Consider the following 15,127-nt stretch of genomic DNA (forward strand, 5'->3'; position numbering starts at 1 on the left):
CATTGCCTCTTTCGCTTCGTTCACCGTGTTTCTCATCGGCGACTTTTATAATATATCACGTCGTTCAATAGTGTGCAACAGGTAAAAAATTACTGTTTCAAATTAATTTGATTTGGCTTTCAAATCCCTGCTCCTCTTCCCTCCATTACCCTAGCTGGGACGAACCGAATCATTAGACCACTCAAGGAACAAGCTCGGTTCGATCCCACTTCTTTCTTATATAGAAGGAAAATGCATTATACAGGAGAAATGAAATACCGCCTCCCGCCACTCACGTTCCATGCCCTGCCTTTCACCGAGGCCTCCAAACGCAATCCTTCCTGACTGCCTTCCTCACGGATAATCAGATCATAGGAAGAGCGGATTCGACAAGCTCCGCTCTGCATAGCGGTAAGTATCGCTTCCTTCAGACGGCCCTCCCCCCATATCATATCCACTTCATATCCTCCCCGTGTACGCATTCCGCGTACTTCTCCATTCGGCCAAGCTTTAGGAAGCGCAGGCAGGAAGGCTATCGCATCCCCGTGCGATTGCAGAAGCATTTCGGCTATTGCTGCTGTGCCTCCGAAGTTGGCATCGATTTGAAACGGCGGATGGTCACCGAACAAGTTCGGATGCACCGACTTACGAAGCAAGGCCGATATATCCTCGTAGGCAAGCTCAGCACATTCCAGGCGAGCCCAGAACAAAATAATCCAAGCCCTGCTCCAGCCCGTATGTCCCCCACCATGCTCCAACCGCCGCTCAAGCGTGCGGCGTGCAGCCTGAGCCAGCTCAGGTGTGGCAAAAGGTGTGATGTCATCCGCAGGGAACAAAGCAAACAAATGTGAAATATGGCGGTGCCCCAGTTCCACCTCCTGCACATCTTCGGCCCATTCCAGCAATTGTCCATATTGACCGATTCGATGCGGCGGAAGCTTGGACAGAGCGGTTAGAAGCCGTCCTCGAAAGCCTGCCTCGCTTTCCCATTGTTCACTTGCATGCAGACAAGCTTCAAATAAAGCTCTGCTAATTTGAGTATCCATGCTCGGACCCATGCATAGCGTCCCGCTGTTGCCATTCGGCAAACGATAACGGTTCTCCGGTGACAGGGAAGGCGACGTTACCCATTCCCCTTGCTTGTTCTCCATCATATAGTCGAGCAGAAAGAGCGCCGCACCTTTCATAACGGGATAAGCGCGCTCACGCAGGAACACGGCATCCTGACCGTACAAGTAATGCTCCCATGTATGCAGCGCCAACCAAGCACCACCCATTGGCCAAATCGTCGCTGACACCACATCGCTCACCGGTGAAGTATCCGCCCATAGATTTGTCGCATGATGAGCCACGAACCCATCCGCCCCGTACAGTATGCGCGCAGTCCGTGTTCCATTGCTTCTCAGTCGATCCAGCAAATCAAATACCGGCTCGTGGCATTCCGCCAAGTTAGTCACTTCCGCAGGCCAATAATTCATTTGCAGATTAATATTTAGATGATAATCGCATTCCCATGGCGGCGTGATGTGGGGATTCCATATTCCCTGCAAATTGGATGGCAGCGTACCGGGACGAGAACTGCCCATCAATAAATAGCGGCCGTATTGAAAAAACAATGCAAATAGTCCTGGGTCCTCATGCCCTTGCCGGAAACGTTCCAGTCGTTCATTCGTGGGCATGTCCTTAGCATAGTCTGCTTCTGTCGCTGTTCCCTCCAGTCGAAGCAACACTCTGTCATACCTAGCGCGGTGATCTTGGATATGCTCCACTCGTACCTGTTCATACCCCTTAGCTGACGCCGCCCCCACCTGGCGAAGGCATGCTCCAAGCGGATCCTCTTCCCGAAAGCTCGTCGCCGCAGCAATATACATCGTTACCACATCCGCCGATTCCACGGACAAAAAATCACCGACAGTCTGCACGCGCCCTTTATGGGTAAGCGCTTTCATAACGACACAAAAACGCACACCTTCATTCCCGCACTGGCCTTGCATTGCAATCGTATCAGGTGAAACAACTACAGTACCCTCTTCAAAAGACCGTCGGTTTAAATACAGGGATAAAGACAGTCGTTGCAATTCTGAAGCCTTCATTCTCAGCACAATCACCTGATCCACCGCACTGCTGAACAGTTCACGCTCATAGACCGCTCCGTCCCTTTCATAGTGCACGCGAGCTATTCCTTCACCTAACGACAGCTCCCGCTCATATCCAATCACTTCCCCCGCTCCGCCGTGGATGATCATTTTCATATCGCCCAGCGTCTGGTACGGGCCGAAATGCTTCGGTATAGAAGTAAGCGTCAGGCGGGCTACCCGCTCTGCCTTCTCCGGCTCACCGTCCAACAGCAGCTGCCGGATCTCTTGCAGGTGAGCTGCTGCTTGCGGATTTTCACGTGCTATTGGCCCGCCATACCAGACAGAGTCTTCGTTCAATTGCAATCGTTCGGTATCCCACCCGCCGAATTGCATGGCGCCCAAACGGCCATTGCCGACGGGCAATGCTTCGATCCATTCCTTTGCAGGCTGGCGGTACCACAATCTGTCTTCCTTTTCCGTTGCCGATTGGAACATATCTTCCTCCTTATGAACGCGGAATAACAGCGCTGCTGCCATTCCCTGTTCTTTAATCACCTAGCTAGAGTAGGACATGAGGAAATTTCTGAGATGTATGTTATCGATACCTCAAACATAGCAACCGCCACTCGCAATGTCAATCCACTGCTTGGCGCAATTACTCGCACCCATACGACTCCACACGATTCCTACAATTGCCGACACAACAGCGAGAAAATAGTACCTTCCGTAGCTCACACGACAAAAAAAGACCAACTCTCCGCAGAGAATTGGTCTTCCCATTAATCATATTATGAATTGCTGCGATCACGCATATGCGGGAAGAGCAGCACGTCCCGAATAGATGGCGCATTGGTCAAAAGCATTACGAGTCGGTCGACGCCGATGCCTAGTCCGCCTGTAGGCGGCAAACCATACTCCAATGCACGAATAAAGTCGTCATCCATGTCATGCGCTTCATCGTTGCCGTGTTCACGCTCTTCTAGCTGCGCTTCAAAGCGTTGACGCTGATCGATTGGGTCGTTGAGCTCTGTGAACGCATTTGCATGCTCACGTGCTACGATGAACAGCTCGAAGCGATCCGTAAAGCGCGGATCCTGATCATTTTTCTTCGCAAGCGGTGAAATCTCAACCGGATGTCCCATAACAAACGTCGGTTGAATGAGCGTTTCTTCAACGAATTGCTCGAAGAACGCGTTCAAGATATGTCCGAATGTAAAGTGCGGCTCAACCGCAACCTTATGTTCCTTCGCCAGACGCTGCGCTTCTTCGTCCGTCATTTGTACGGAGAAGTCGACGCCCGTCGCTTCTTTTACCGCATCAACCATAGTGACGCGGCGCCATGCTGGTGTCAGATCCACCTCATGGCCTTGATATTGAATTTTCGTTGTGCCAAGAACCTCCTGTGCAATATGCGCAATCATGTTCTCAGTCAAATTCATAATATCTTCGTAATCGGCATACGCTTCATACAATTCGATCATCGTAAATTCCGGGTTGTGGCGAGTCGATATCCCTTCATTGCGGTATACGCGGCCGATTTCGTACACTTTCTCCAGACCGCCTACGATAAGCCGCTTCAAATGCAGCTCGATAGCAATACGCATGTACAGCTGCATATCTAGCGCATTGTGGTGTGTAATGAAAGGACGAGCTGCCGCCCCGCCTGCAATCGTGTGCAATGTCGGCGTTTCGACTTCCAAGTAGCCAAGCGAATCCAAATAACGTCGCATCGCTTGAATAATTCGCGAACGCGCAATAAACGTCTGTTGTACTTCCGGATTCATAATCAAATCGACGTAACGCTGGCGGTAGCGCAGCTCAACGTCCTTCAGACCGTGATATTTCTCTGGAAGTGGATACAGCGACTTCGACAGCACTTCAAGCTCAAGCACTTTAACCGTTGTCTCACCCGTCTTCGTCTTGAAGATGACACCGCGCACTCCAATAATGTCACCAAGATCGAGCATGCTGAATGCTTCGAACTTCGGTTCAGGAACCGTATCTTGACGCACATAAATCTGAATGCGGCCGGTCAAATCCTGAATATGGGCAAAGCTCGCTTTCCCCATGCCACGCTTCGCCATAATGCGGCCCGCCAGGCTCACTTCCACGCCCGCTTCATCCAGCTCTTCCTTCGTCATGTCGTTATACTTGTCCAGTACTGCTTTGGCAGTATGTGTCCGGTTATACTTCTTACCGAACGGGTCAATGCCCAATTTGCGCAGCTCGTCCAATTTGTTACGGCGAATTTGCAATAATTCGCTTATTTCGGTTTCCTGATTGACGACGTCCGTCATAACGTTCCACTCCTTCTTATGCATGCGTTCAATGCTATATGCTGAACGATCTCCAATGGATTATAGCGAGCATAAATGTTCACCCAATATGATTTTCATTTCTATTTTCAATTTTTTTCATGAAAATTTCTCAATTGCAAAGCAAGGCAGCAACGGCCTGCCTTCTTCCTTATCGAGAAAAAAGCTTCCATTTGGAAGCTTTCATCCACTTGTGCCTGTCCTTCACCATTCATTCACTGCACATTCGGCGCATTTGTCGTTGCAATTAGCGCTTGATGTCAATGATCTTGTATTGAATCACGCCCGCAGGTACGCTAACGTCTACGACCGTGCCTTTTTGCTTGCCTAAAATAGCTTTGCCCACTGGGCTTTCATTCGAAATCCGATTTTGCAGCGGATCGGATTCCGCCGTGCCGACAATTGTGTATTCCATTGAATCGCCGAACTCCAAATCTTCCACGATAACTGTAGAACCGATGCTTACCGTATCCGTATCAATCTCATCGTTGTTAATGATACGCGCGTTGCGAAGCATTTTTTCTAATGTAATGACACGACCTTCTATGAATGCTTGTTCGTTCTTCGCATCTTCGTATTCGGAGTTCTCGCTGATGTCGCCGTAGCCGATCGCTACTTTAATTCGCTCTGCCACTTCACGACGTTTTACGGATTTGAGGTTTTCAAGCTCTTCCTCCAGCTTCTTCAGACCGTCCTGGGTCAGAATGACTTCTTTATCGCTCATCTTACCGATTCTCCTGTCATGATCAATATTTTCGCACTCCGGCCTCCGGGCCGCCTGACAGCGATCACTTCCGATGCAGCCGATGCGAATACCTTATTTCATCATATGGCGTCTTTTCCACATGATGACTTCTTTACTTGCTTGTTCATCGCTTGAAATTGTTGCGCTAAACATGCCAAGGCCCGAGGCGAATTTTCTATTGTTGAATTATATGGGATGGATTAGTAAAAGTCAATGAGACGGCACACTCGTTTGAAAACGCTTCGATAAGTTCTGCTTCAACGATTGTTCCAATCAATTGTTCCAATCAGTGCCGCCTTATTATTGATGAATTGGCTTTTACCAAAATCGAGCAGGACACAATATGTGTCCTGCCGGTTCTCGCAACAAGTCTGTGGAATACCTGTCCTTCTATATCGCGTCCCCTTGCTCCTCCACCTGTGCCACATAATCGTCCAGGAGGCGGACCATTTCGTCACGGCGCGTTTCTTCCATAATAGCATCCTTGACGCGCGCGGCGCTAGGCAGACCTTTCAAATACCAAGCCAAATGCTTACGCATCTCCTTGACCGCCACCTTCTCGCCCTTCAAGGCAATTAGGCGGTCCATATGCACGATCGCAATGCGAACCTTCTCCGCCGGAGACGGGTCTGGCGGCAGTGTTCCATTCGTCAAATATTCCACCGTGCGATACAGCATCCATGGGTTGCCAAGCGCACCACGGCCAACCATGACGCCGTCGCAGCCTGTCTCCTCAAGCATTCGCTTGGCGTCTTCCGGTGAGAACACGTCCCCGTTCCCAATGACGGGAATCGATACCGATTCCTTGACTTGACGAATGAAGCTCCAATCCGCCTGACCGGTGTACAGTTGCTCGCGCGTCCGTCCATGAACGCTGACCGCTTGCCCTCCTGCCCGCTCAACCGCCTTCGCATTTTCAACGACGTAAATATGTTCATCGTCCCAACCAATGCGCATCTTCACGGTAACAGGCTTCTCGACAGCCTCGACAACCGCCGACACCATTTCATAAATTTTGTTCGGATCCAGGAGCCAGCGCGCCCCGGCGTCGCATTTGGTCACCTTAGGCACCGGACATCCCATATTAATGTCGATGATGTCGGCATTGGAATCTTTATCGACAATCTTGGCGGCCTCCACCAGCGACTGACGATCGCCACCGAAGATTTGCAGGCTAAGCGGCTTCTCCCGATCATCAACATATAGCATTTCCCGTGTACGCTCGTTGCCGTGAACGAGCGCTTTATCACTTACCATTTCGGCGCAGACAAGGCCGCAGCCGAACTCCTTCGCAATCAACCGGAAAGCCGGATTGCATACACCGGCCATCGGAGCGAGTACGACCTGATTTTTCATTTCGATGTTTGCAATTTTCAGCATCTCGGTCACACTCCTTTCTCTCACTAATCTATTTCAACTCGTGCATTGAATGCTATTGCATGCGCGTAACGCTGCCAAAGTTCCATTTTACCGGATGGAGGGTAGTGTGGCTAGTTCATCCCTTGAAATATTTAATTCTCGGGAAATATCGATTATGGTCCGCTCGTCGATTTCGCGGTGTCCCCGTTCCATCTCCCCTAGCACGGAGACGGAGATGCGCACGCGATCGGCCAACTGCTGCTGCGTCAATCCCCTGAGCTTACGGAAGGCGCGGATTCGCTTGGCCAGCTGCTTCGTTTCCATTTCCGAATCCCTTCCTTTCCATCCAGTGTTCCCAAGGCCTGATGAACGAATGCGTGCAATTGCGTATCCGATTCAGGCACGATATCGGCAAGCGGCACCATGACGAACAGACGCTCACCCATCCGAGGGTGCGGCAACGTCAGATCGGGCGTATTCACGCTGCAGCCTTCCATCCAGAGCAAGTCCAAGTCAATGACGCGCGGACCATTGCGAATGTTGCGCACCCGACCAAGCTGCTTCTCAATATCCAGCATCACTTGCAGCAACGCCTCCGCATCAAGCGCAGTAGCCAAGCAAGCGGTCATATTCAAAAATACTGGTTGATCTTCATACCCGACTGGATCCGTCTCGTAAATATCCGAGCAGGCAACAACCTTGATATCATGATGACGATCCAGTTCGGTCAGCGCCGCGTGCAGTGAGTATTCGCGATCACCGATATTCGCTCCCAGCGCAATATATGCGATAACGAGGCCCGTCTCATCGCCCGATACATAATTGGACGCGCCTTGCTCTATTTCTCGCTCCATCGTTACGCCTCGCTCTCATCAGCGCACTGTTCATCCTGGTCCCGCACGCGCGTCATTTCTACGGTCAAGCCTTGAAAATGAATGTCGAACGGAGGATGCGGCTTCGTCACGCGTACCGTCGCTTCGTTGATTCTAGGGTAAGCATCAAGGAGCGCCGCTGCAATCCGTTCCGTCAGCGCCTCCACCAGTTGGAACGATTGTTCCTCGACTATCGATTTCACCATATAGAAAATATCTGCATAATTGACCGAATCGTTCAAGTTATCAGATACGCCTGCTTGCCGCAAGTCGATCTGCAAATCCAAATCGACATACCAAAGCTGCCCTAAGGCGCGCTCCTCCTGAAATACTCCGTGCCGACCGAAAAATTCCATGCGATGAAGCTGCATGCGGTCATATCCTTCCACTTTTGTCTTGATCATGTTTATAAGCCCCTCTTCTCTTAGGATGAACCGAACAGATAAACCGGCGGGTGCGGCTGGCTTTAGCGCGGATACAGCATCGCGTCGCACATGCGGGCCGTACGCACGTTGGCTTCAATATCATGAACACGCACAATTTGACAGCCCTGCGCAATACCAAGCGCCGTAGTGGCTGCTGTACCCTCAACCAATTCATCAACAGGAAGCTGAAGCGTATCACGGATGAACCGTTTGCGGGAAGCAGCAAGCAGCACGGGATAGCCGAGTTCCCCAAGTTCATCCAGATGATGCATGAGCGTCAGGTTGTCTTCAAGGTTCTTCGCAAATCCGATGCCGGGATCAAGCCAGATGTTCTCTTCCTTAACGCCTGCCGCCGTCGCAATAGCGACACTCTCGAGCAGATCGCGCTTCACATCCTGCACGAAGTCATCGTACTGCCTTGCCGGACGGTTGTGCATCAATATGATCGGACACTGATATTGTGCAGCTGCACGCGCCATTTGCTCATCTTTTTTGCAGCCCCAAATGTCGTTCAATATATGAGCGCCCGCTTCCAATGCTCTGCGCCCCACTTCGGCCTTATACGTGTCCACCGAGATCGGAATTTGGGGCATCTCCGCATGAAGGGCCTCAATGACCGGAATTACCCGGCTTAATTCTTCTTCCGCTCCTACAGGTTCAAAGCCAGGCCGTGTCGACTCTCCGCCAATATCGATGATATCCGCACCTTGCGCGACCATTTCCCGCACATGGGTAATAGCACGATCGACCCGATTGTACCGTCCGCCATCCGAGAAGGAGTCCGGCGTTACATTCAGAATGCCCATCACAAGCGTGCGGCTGCCCAATGATAGGGAACAATTGTCCCATTGATAGGTGCGCTGCCGAAACGTCGGTTGCAGCATGTTTCATTCATCTCCTCTAATCGCCAATGTCCATCCATGCGTCAGAAACATATTTTCACTGCACAGTTACTGCCGCTGCACGGTACATTTGCAGCAGCTTGTCCGTATATGAACCAATTCGCCCCTGACCTACTTGAACCCATTTCCCGTCCGTATCCAATAACGAAGTAATCGGAACCAGTTCCTGTACAGATGTCGTAATAAAAATTTCCTCTGCCTGCCGCAGATCATCCCACGTATACATTCCTTCTTCGGGGAGAAGTCCGCAAGCTGGCGCCAGTTCCATTACGAATCCGCGCGTAATACCGGGCAAGATGCCCGCTTCTATAGCCGGAGTGCACAGCCGGTCTCCCGCAACGAAGAACACATTGCTTACGATGCCCTCAGCCAGCTTGCCATCAGCGGTCAGCATAAGCCCTTCCGCCCCCTGCTCGGCTGAGCGGCAGGCGGCCAGTTCGCGCTTTGCCACAATATTGTTCATGTAATGGCCTGATTTATAGCGGATGTCTGCTTCAGGCGCGTTCCGCCGTGTCCGGAGCAATTGCAGCGGCTTGCCATTCTCATACAGCATATCCGGCATAGACGGAAGCGGCTTGGTCAGAACTAAAGTAAGTGGCGCAACGTAATCGCCTGCAGGCAAGCCAAAGCCGTTCTCACCTGCGCTCACCGTATACCGAACATAAGCCTCTTCCAACCCATTGGCCGCCATCACCTCGCCAATATGACGTTCGGCTTGATTCACGTCCAACGTATATCGAATCCCTAGCGTACCGCATGCTTCGGCCAAGCGCTTCAAGTGGCGCTCTAATAAAAACGGGCGGCCGCCATACGTCCGCATCGTCTCGAATAAGGTCATTCCGTACAAAAAGCCGTGGTCCATAACAGGAACCGCGGCTTGTTCGCTCAATACTAACCCCCCGTTCCACCCAACGACTTTCATCTTATGCGCCTGCTTTCACGTTCAAGAAATTCCGCAGCATCTGATGTCCGTGGTCAGTTATGATGGACTCTGGGTGAAACTGGACACCTTCGATAGGATAGGCTTTGTGACGCAGACCCATAATTTCCCCTTCAGCCGTCTCTGCGGTGATTTCCAAGCAATCCGGCAGAGACTCACGCTCTACGATAAGTGAATGGTAGCGTGTCGCCGTAAACGGATTAGGCAATCCGGCGAACACCGATTGTCCTTCATGCTGGATGGGAGAGGTCTTGCCATGCATCAACCGCTCAGCGCGGATCACTTTGCCGCCGAAGGCCTGTCCGATCGCTTGATGACCGAGACATACGCCCAAGATAGGCAATCTGCCTTTGAAATGTTCAATGACGTCGAGCGTAATCCCCGCCTCGTTCGGGGTGCACGGTCCCGGAGACAACAGCAAATGATCCGGTTTAAGCTGCTCAATTCCTTCGATATCAATTTCGTCATTGCGAAAGACTTGCACCTCTTCGCCCAGTTCCCCTAAATATTGCACCAAGTTATACGTGAAAGAATCATAGTTATCAACGACCAGTATCATCTTGCGTTCATCCTCCCCACAGCATGGATATTATATTTCCTTTCCTGCTTCACCTGATGCAGCAGACACCCTAGCCATCCGGGCCCGCTCTCTCACATCGCGCTCGCTCATTTGCACGGCCTTCCATAACGCCTTCGCTTTATTTAAGCTTTCCGCATATTCCCGCTCCGGATCCGAATCGATAACGATGCCAGCTCCGGCCTGGATATGTCCAATGCCGTCCTTCAGCGTCAATGTACGAATAATAATATTTAATTCCATATCTCCATTATAGTCAATCCAACCGAACGAACCGGTATATGGCCCGCGCCGAACAGGCTCCAGTTCCTCAATAATTTCCATCGTGCGCACCTTCGGCGCACCCGTAATCGTTCCTCCAGGGAAGGTGGCCCGAATGACGTCAATCGCATCCTTGTCTGCCGCCAATGTTCCTTTTATCTCTGACACCAAATGCATGACGTGCGAGTAATGCTCGATCACCATAAGTTCTTCGACTCGCACTGAACCGTACTTCGATATACGCCCTAAGTCGTTTCTCACCAAATCAACGAGCATAATATGCTCAGCCCGCTCTTTTTCATTAGTGATGAGCTCATCAGACATAAGAACATCCTCTTCCGCAGTGACCCCCCTGCGCCGCGTTCCGGCGATGGGCCGCGCACTCACCCCGCCTTGCTCTACCCGAACGAGCAGCTCAGGCGAACAGGAGACAAGCTGGAACTCTGGAAATCGCAGCAGACCCATATACGGCGATGGATTCAATGCGCGGAGCCATTCATACAAGCGCTCTGGCGATTCATTGATTTCGCGCATTTGACGCATGGATAAGTTCACTTGAAACACGTCGCCCTGGCTAATATAGTTCTGGATTTTGCGGACCGCTTCCTTGAATTGTTCCTTGGGGAACGCCGTATGAACCCCATCGAACGCTTCAATGTCAATGGACAGTCCTTCCTCTAGCGCCTGCTGACGCCGTTCCGCTTCCTCCTGCATCTCTTTCTGCTGGCATGCCTGCCACCAATCGTCCCACTGGCTCTTCATTGCATGCGCGCGCTGCTCTGCCGCACCGTATCTAGCAGATAACGATCCATCGGTTACCGTCGTCATGACCGCACAATAAAGACAATGCTCCGTCTGATCGACGATCCACAATTCGTTCATTTGCATAAATATATAGTCTGGCAAAGCCAAGTCATCATCGGCAAGTATAGGCAGACGCTCTATCGAACGCGCAACATCGTAGCTCAAATAACCGACACAGCCGCCTGTAAATTTAGGGACCTCTTGTATACGTGGGGCACGATATGGCGCCATCCATTGTTGAATCATTTCAAGCGGATCTCCTTGGCGCGATTGTGTTGGCTGATGAGGTTCCCACACCGAGGCTTCCCGACCTTTGCCCGATATAACCGATGCGGCGCTCAAGCCCAAGAACGTGTACCTTCCGCTCTTTCCGCTCTCCAATACAAAAGCATGCTCGTCCGCCCCCTCCCACGCGGCTAACCAGGAAGGAATACGCACCTGAGCAGCCGGAAGCTCGAACTTAAGCACATAAGGAAGAACCGTATATCCTTCCCCCACAAAGCGATGCCACTGCTCAAGCGTGACCGCTGCCCATCCTCTCTCAACAGTTGCTTGCTCCACTAGTTCACCCCATCAAAAATGTCCTTCAAGTGCGTGTTCAAAAAGGGCTCTTTTTGAACAACCTCTTCAAGGCATTGATTCTCACGCCGTCGCTTAACATCTTATTTCTTAACAAATAGTATAGTCAAAGTCGGCACATAAGAAAAGGTCACATGTTGTAAATTAATGTAATTCAAAATTTCAAGGCCCACAATCGGAGTCATTGTGATGACGCATTTAGAGGCAATCTTTCCTTAATCATAAAAAACCCCCTCTCGTCATAGCTGCAAGCGAACGCCGTTCGCCCTGCCGCTCGTAACGCGAGGGGGAGGTCAAGCATGTTTAGTTCTCAAAGTTGAATAGCGGCGTACTTAAGTAACGTTCACCATTGCTCGGTACAACCGCAATTACGCGCTTGCCTTCGCCTAACTCACGCGCGACCTGCAATGCGGCATGAATGGCTGCACCTGAGGAAATTCCGCATAAAATGCCTTCTTCCTTAGCCACTTGGCGGGCGATCTCGAACGCATCGTCATTTTCAACTGCAATAATCTGGTCATATATTTCCCGATTCAGTATATCGGGAACGAAGTTCGCGCCAATGCCTTGAATCTTGTGCGCTCCAGGCTTGCCTCCCGACAAGATCGGAGAGGCTGCCGGCTCTACCGCTACGATACGAATGTCCGGGAAATTGCTCTTCAGCACTTCTCCCGTGCCTGATATCGTACCGCCGGTACCAATACCCGCTACAAAAGCATCCAGCTTGCCGTCATACGCTTGAATCGCCTCGACAATTTCCGGTCCTGTCGTCTCGCGGTGAATCTTCACGTTCGCTTGGTTCTTGAATTGCTGCGGAATGAAATAAGAGGGATTCTCCTCCGCCAGCTCTTCCGCCTTGCGAACCGCTCCGTTCATTCCTTCTGAGCCTGGGGTCAGCACAAGATCGGCTCCGTATGCCCGCAGCAAATTGCGGCGCTCAATGCTCATCGTTTCCGGCATGACAAGGATCGCCTTGTATCCTTTGGCTGCCGCCACCATAGCCAGACCGATGCCGGTATTGCCGCTTGTCGGCTCTACGATCGTATCGCCCGGCTTTAAACGCCCTTCCTGCTCGGCTACCTCAATCATACTAATTGCAATCCGGTCTTTAACGCTCGCCCCCGGATTCTGATATTCCAACTTGACATAGATCTCCGCGCTGCCCTCAGGCACAATACGGTTCAAACGGACCAGCGGGGTGTCCCCAATCAATTCAGTTACACTGTTGACGATTCTTGGCATATGGAAGCCCTCCCATGGCTCAACATTAACGTTCATTTCCGACTAATTCACTTGGTTTTATTCCATCTTAACAATCCGCAAGTTGAATGTCAAGAGAGCAACAGAAATATGTTCCAGTAAACTGCGTGCAGCGTATTGACAAATGACGTCATTCAAAATAATATAAAAACAAATAGTAAACGTTTAGTATAAAACATTTAGTAAATGGAGAGATGCATGAAATGACACGTTTAATGGTGCTGGGTTTGCTGTTAGAGCATGGCCAAATGTCAGGTTATGAAATGCAGCAAGCGATGCAATCCGCGCAAACAGATACGTGGGCCGGCGTATTTCCGGCATCCATCTATCATGCGCTGCGAAAAATGAACGACGAAGGGTTGGTGGAATTGAAAAATATGGAGCATACAGGAAATCGCTCAAAAGCTATTTACAGCATTACATCAGACGGCCGCGAGGAATTCGATCGTTTGCTCTTGACGTCATTTCAACAATCTTCGGTCGAGCTGCCGACGACATTGTATACGGCGCTTACATTTTATGCCGCCGGCCAGACCTCTACGGATGAGATCCACCGCGCGTTGGATGAACAAAAGCAAAGCATCGCTTCCATGATGGACATGATGAAAGCCGGGCAGGCGGCAAAAGCCGAGTTTATGGAGATTCCGCCGCATGTCATGCTGATTTTCTCCAATATTTATGCGCAGTATGCACTGCAGCTAAAATTTATAGAGGACATCCGACACGCCCTGCTGCAAGGAAATCAAACCTAATCTGCAAGGAGAAATGGGGAATTGATATTGATATGCAGACGGATCGAAGCTTGCGCAAGGCGCAAATGGCCGCATTATGGGTGGTCGGAATTGCGATTTTTACCGACATGCTCGTCTATGGCCTCATTGTGCCGGTATTGCCGAGGTATGCACTTAGTTTAGGCGCTTCGCAAGGCGCCATAGGAATGTTGTTCGGCAGCTATGCAGCCGCACTCTTGCTAGCTACCCCCTTGATGGGCATATGGTCCGATAGGGCAGGCCGGCGCATACCGATGCTTTTCGGTTTGTTCGGACTCGCCGGCGCTACAATACTGTTCGGCTTCAGTCATCAATTTGGGCTGCTGGTCGTAGCGCGGATACTGCAAGGCGTTGCGGCGGCAGCCACATGGACGGCCGGCTTGGCGTTGCTTGCCGATATATTCCCTCCCGCGGCACGCGGCAAGGCAATGGGGTACGCTCTGTCAGGTCAAGCGGCCGGAATGCTGCTTGGCCCCGCTATTGGAGGCTGGTTGTACCAATGGGGAGGATATAACTTGCCGTTTCTGGTCGCAGCCGGATTGGCCTTAGTGGACGGGTTTCTTAGATTTCTGCTGCTCCGAGATACAGAGCCTGCCGCTTCGGCCCGGCAAGCATCTGCGCAAGACATGTTTCAACTGATCCGAAGGCCTAAGCTGCTGTTAATCTCAGGCGTTATCGTATTAGGCGCCTCATTGCCTAGTGCATTGGAGCCGACGCTGCCCATTCATTTACAGCAAGTTTTTTCCGCATCTCCGGGCCTGATTGGACTCCTTTTTGCCATCCCTACGGTCGCTTATGGCGTGACATCACCATTAGCGGGAACTTTTGCTTACCGATGGGGGGCAAAGCGTCTGATTATGATTGGCCTTATCATCACGGCGATTGCTTTACCGTGGATCGGCGCCGTGCACCACTTGACGCTGATTGGCCTTCTGCTGGCCGTGCTCGGCATTGGCTTCGGCTGCATTCTTACGCCTACACTGTCGGAGCTGTCCGCTGCTGCGGATGATGCGGGGATACGTTCCTACGGCTTCACGTTTGCCATCTATAATACCGCCTATTCCTTCGGCATGTTCGCCGGGCCGATACTGAGCGGAACCGCAGCGGAGTCCTTTGGCCTAAAGGAATGCTTGATCCTTTTCAGCATCATCGCCATTGTTTATGCGGTCATCATATATCGTTCTGCAGCTTTATCTGCAGGAAACAGCGCAGTGTAGGCGAGACTACATGAGCACCGGACTTCAAGAGTGAGTGCAAGATT

General features: G+C 51.3%; 14 protein-coding genes. 2 read left to right on the plus strand and 12 right to left on the minus strand.

Annotated elements, in window-relative coordinates; all coding sequences use genetic code 11:
• Nucleotides 1-236: 236 nt before the first annotated feature.
• The 12 genes from LQV63_RS23885 to cysK form a co-directional block, all read right to left on the minus strand.
• A complete protein-coding gene (locus LQV63_RS23885; RefSeq protein WP_233698580.1) occupies nt 237-2,552 on the minus strand; it encodes a glycoside hydrolase family 95 protein in 2,316 nt (771 codons plus the stop codon).
• A gap of 293 nt (nt 2,553-2,845) precedes the next feature.
• Nucleotides 2,846-4,354 (minus strand): lysine--tRNA ligase, encoded by a 1,509-nt coding sequence (lysS, locus tag LQV63_RS23890; protein WP_233698581.1) that lies wholly within the window; start codon nt 4,352-4,354, stop codon nt 2,846-2,848.
• Between the two features lie 265 nt (nt 4,355-4,619).
• Entirely contained in the window at nt 4,620-5,096 is a 477-nt protein-coding gene (gene greA / locus LQV63_RS23895; RefSeq protein ID WP_019419054.1) for a transcription elongation factor GreA, read from the minus strand.
• A gap of 411 nt (nt 5,097-5,507) precedes the next feature.
• Nucleotides 5,508-6,497: a tRNA dihydrouridine synthase DusB gene (gene dusB, locus LQV63_RS23900; RefSeq protein ID WP_019419055.1), complete on the minus strand. Its 990-nt coding sequence runs from the start codon at nt 6,495-6,497 to the stop codon at nt 5,508-5,510.
• A gap of 87 nt (nt 6,498-6,584) precedes the next feature.
• Nucleotides 6,585-6,800, minus strand: a complete 216-nt coding sequence (locus LQV63_RS23905) for a helix-turn-helix domain-containing protein (protein WP_233698582.1) — start codon at nt 6,798-6,800, stop codon at nt 6,585-6,587.
• A complete protein-coding gene (gene folK / locus LQV63_RS23910) occupies nt 6,743-7,330 on the minus strand; it encodes a 2-amino-4-hydroxy-6-hydroxymethyldihydropteridine diphosphokinase (RefSeq protein ID WP_233698583.1) in 588 nt (195 codons plus the stop codon). The genes LQV63_RS23905 and folK overlap by 58 nt, the downstream gene beginning before the upstream one ends.
• A gap of 2 nt (nt 7,331-7,332) precedes the next feature.
• Entirely contained in the window at nt 7,333-7,752 is a 420-nt protein-coding gene (gene folB, locus LQV63_RS23915) for a dihydroneopterin aldolase (protein ID WP_019419057.1), read from the minus strand.
• A 62-nt stretch (nt 7,753-7,814) separates the two neighbouring features.
• Nucleotides 7,815-8,657 carry a dihydropteroate synthase gene (gene folP / locus LQV63_RS23920; protein ID WP_233698584.1) on the minus strand — a complete coding sequence of 281 codons (843 nt, stop codon included), beginning with the start codon at nt 8,655-8,657 and terminating at the stop codon, nt 7,815-7,817.
• A 55-nt stretch (nt 8,658-8,712) separates the two neighbouring features.
• Nucleotides 8,713-9,597 carry an aminotransferase class IV gene (locus tag LQV63_RS23925; protein WP_233698585.1) on the minus strand — a complete coding sequence of 295 codons (885 nt, stop codon included), beginning with the start codon at nt 9,595-9,597 and terminating at the stop codon, nt 8,713-8,715.
• A 1-nt stretch (nt 9,598) separates the two neighbouring features.
• On the minus strand, nt 9,599-10,174 hold the full coding sequence (pabA, locus tag LQV63_RS23930) for an aminodeoxychorismate/anthranilate synthase component II (protein ID WP_233698586.1): 576 nt from the start codon (nt 10,172-10,174) through the stop codon (nt 9,599-9,601).
• Nucleotides 10,175-10,204: 30 nt separating this feature from the next.
• Nucleotides 10,205-11,818, minus strand: a complete 1,614-nt coding sequence (locus LQV63_RS23935; protein ID WP_233698587.1) for an anthranilate synthase component I family protein — start codon at nt 11,816-11,818, stop codon at nt 10,205-10,207.
• 321 nt (nt 11,819-12,139) lie between these two features.
• On the minus strand, nt 12,140-13,078 hold the full coding sequence (gene cysK, locus LQV63_RS23940) for a cysteine synthase A (protein WP_019419062.1): 939 nt from the start codon (nt 13,076-13,078) through the stop codon (nt 12,140-12,142).
• Between the two features lie 221 nt (nt 13,079-13,299).
• Between cysK and LQV63_RS23945 the strand changes: the two genes are divergently transcribed.
• Together LQV63_RS23945 and LQV63_RS23950 are read left to right on the plus strand one after the other, a co-directional pair.
• The gene (locus LQV63_RS23945) at nt 13,300-13,848 is read left to right on the plus strand and encodes a PadR family transcriptional regulator (protein ID WP_019419063.1); all 549 of its coding nucleotides are present in this window, start codon (nt 13,300-13,302) and stop codon (nt 13,846-13,848) included.
• Between the two features lie 32 nt (nt 13,849-13,880).
• Nucleotides 13,881-15,083, plus strand: coding sequence for an MFS transporter (locus LQV63_RS23950; protein WP_233698588.1), 1,203 nt, complete (start codon nt 13,881-13,883; stop codon nt 15,081-15,083).
• Nucleotides 15,084-15,127 lie beyond the last annotated feature (44 nt).

Source organism: Paenibacillus profundus (assembly GCF_021369635.1).
Classification (GTDB): domain Bacteria; phylum Bacillota; class Bacilli; order Paenibacillales; family Paenibacillaceae; genus Paenibacillus_B; species Paenibacillus_B profundus.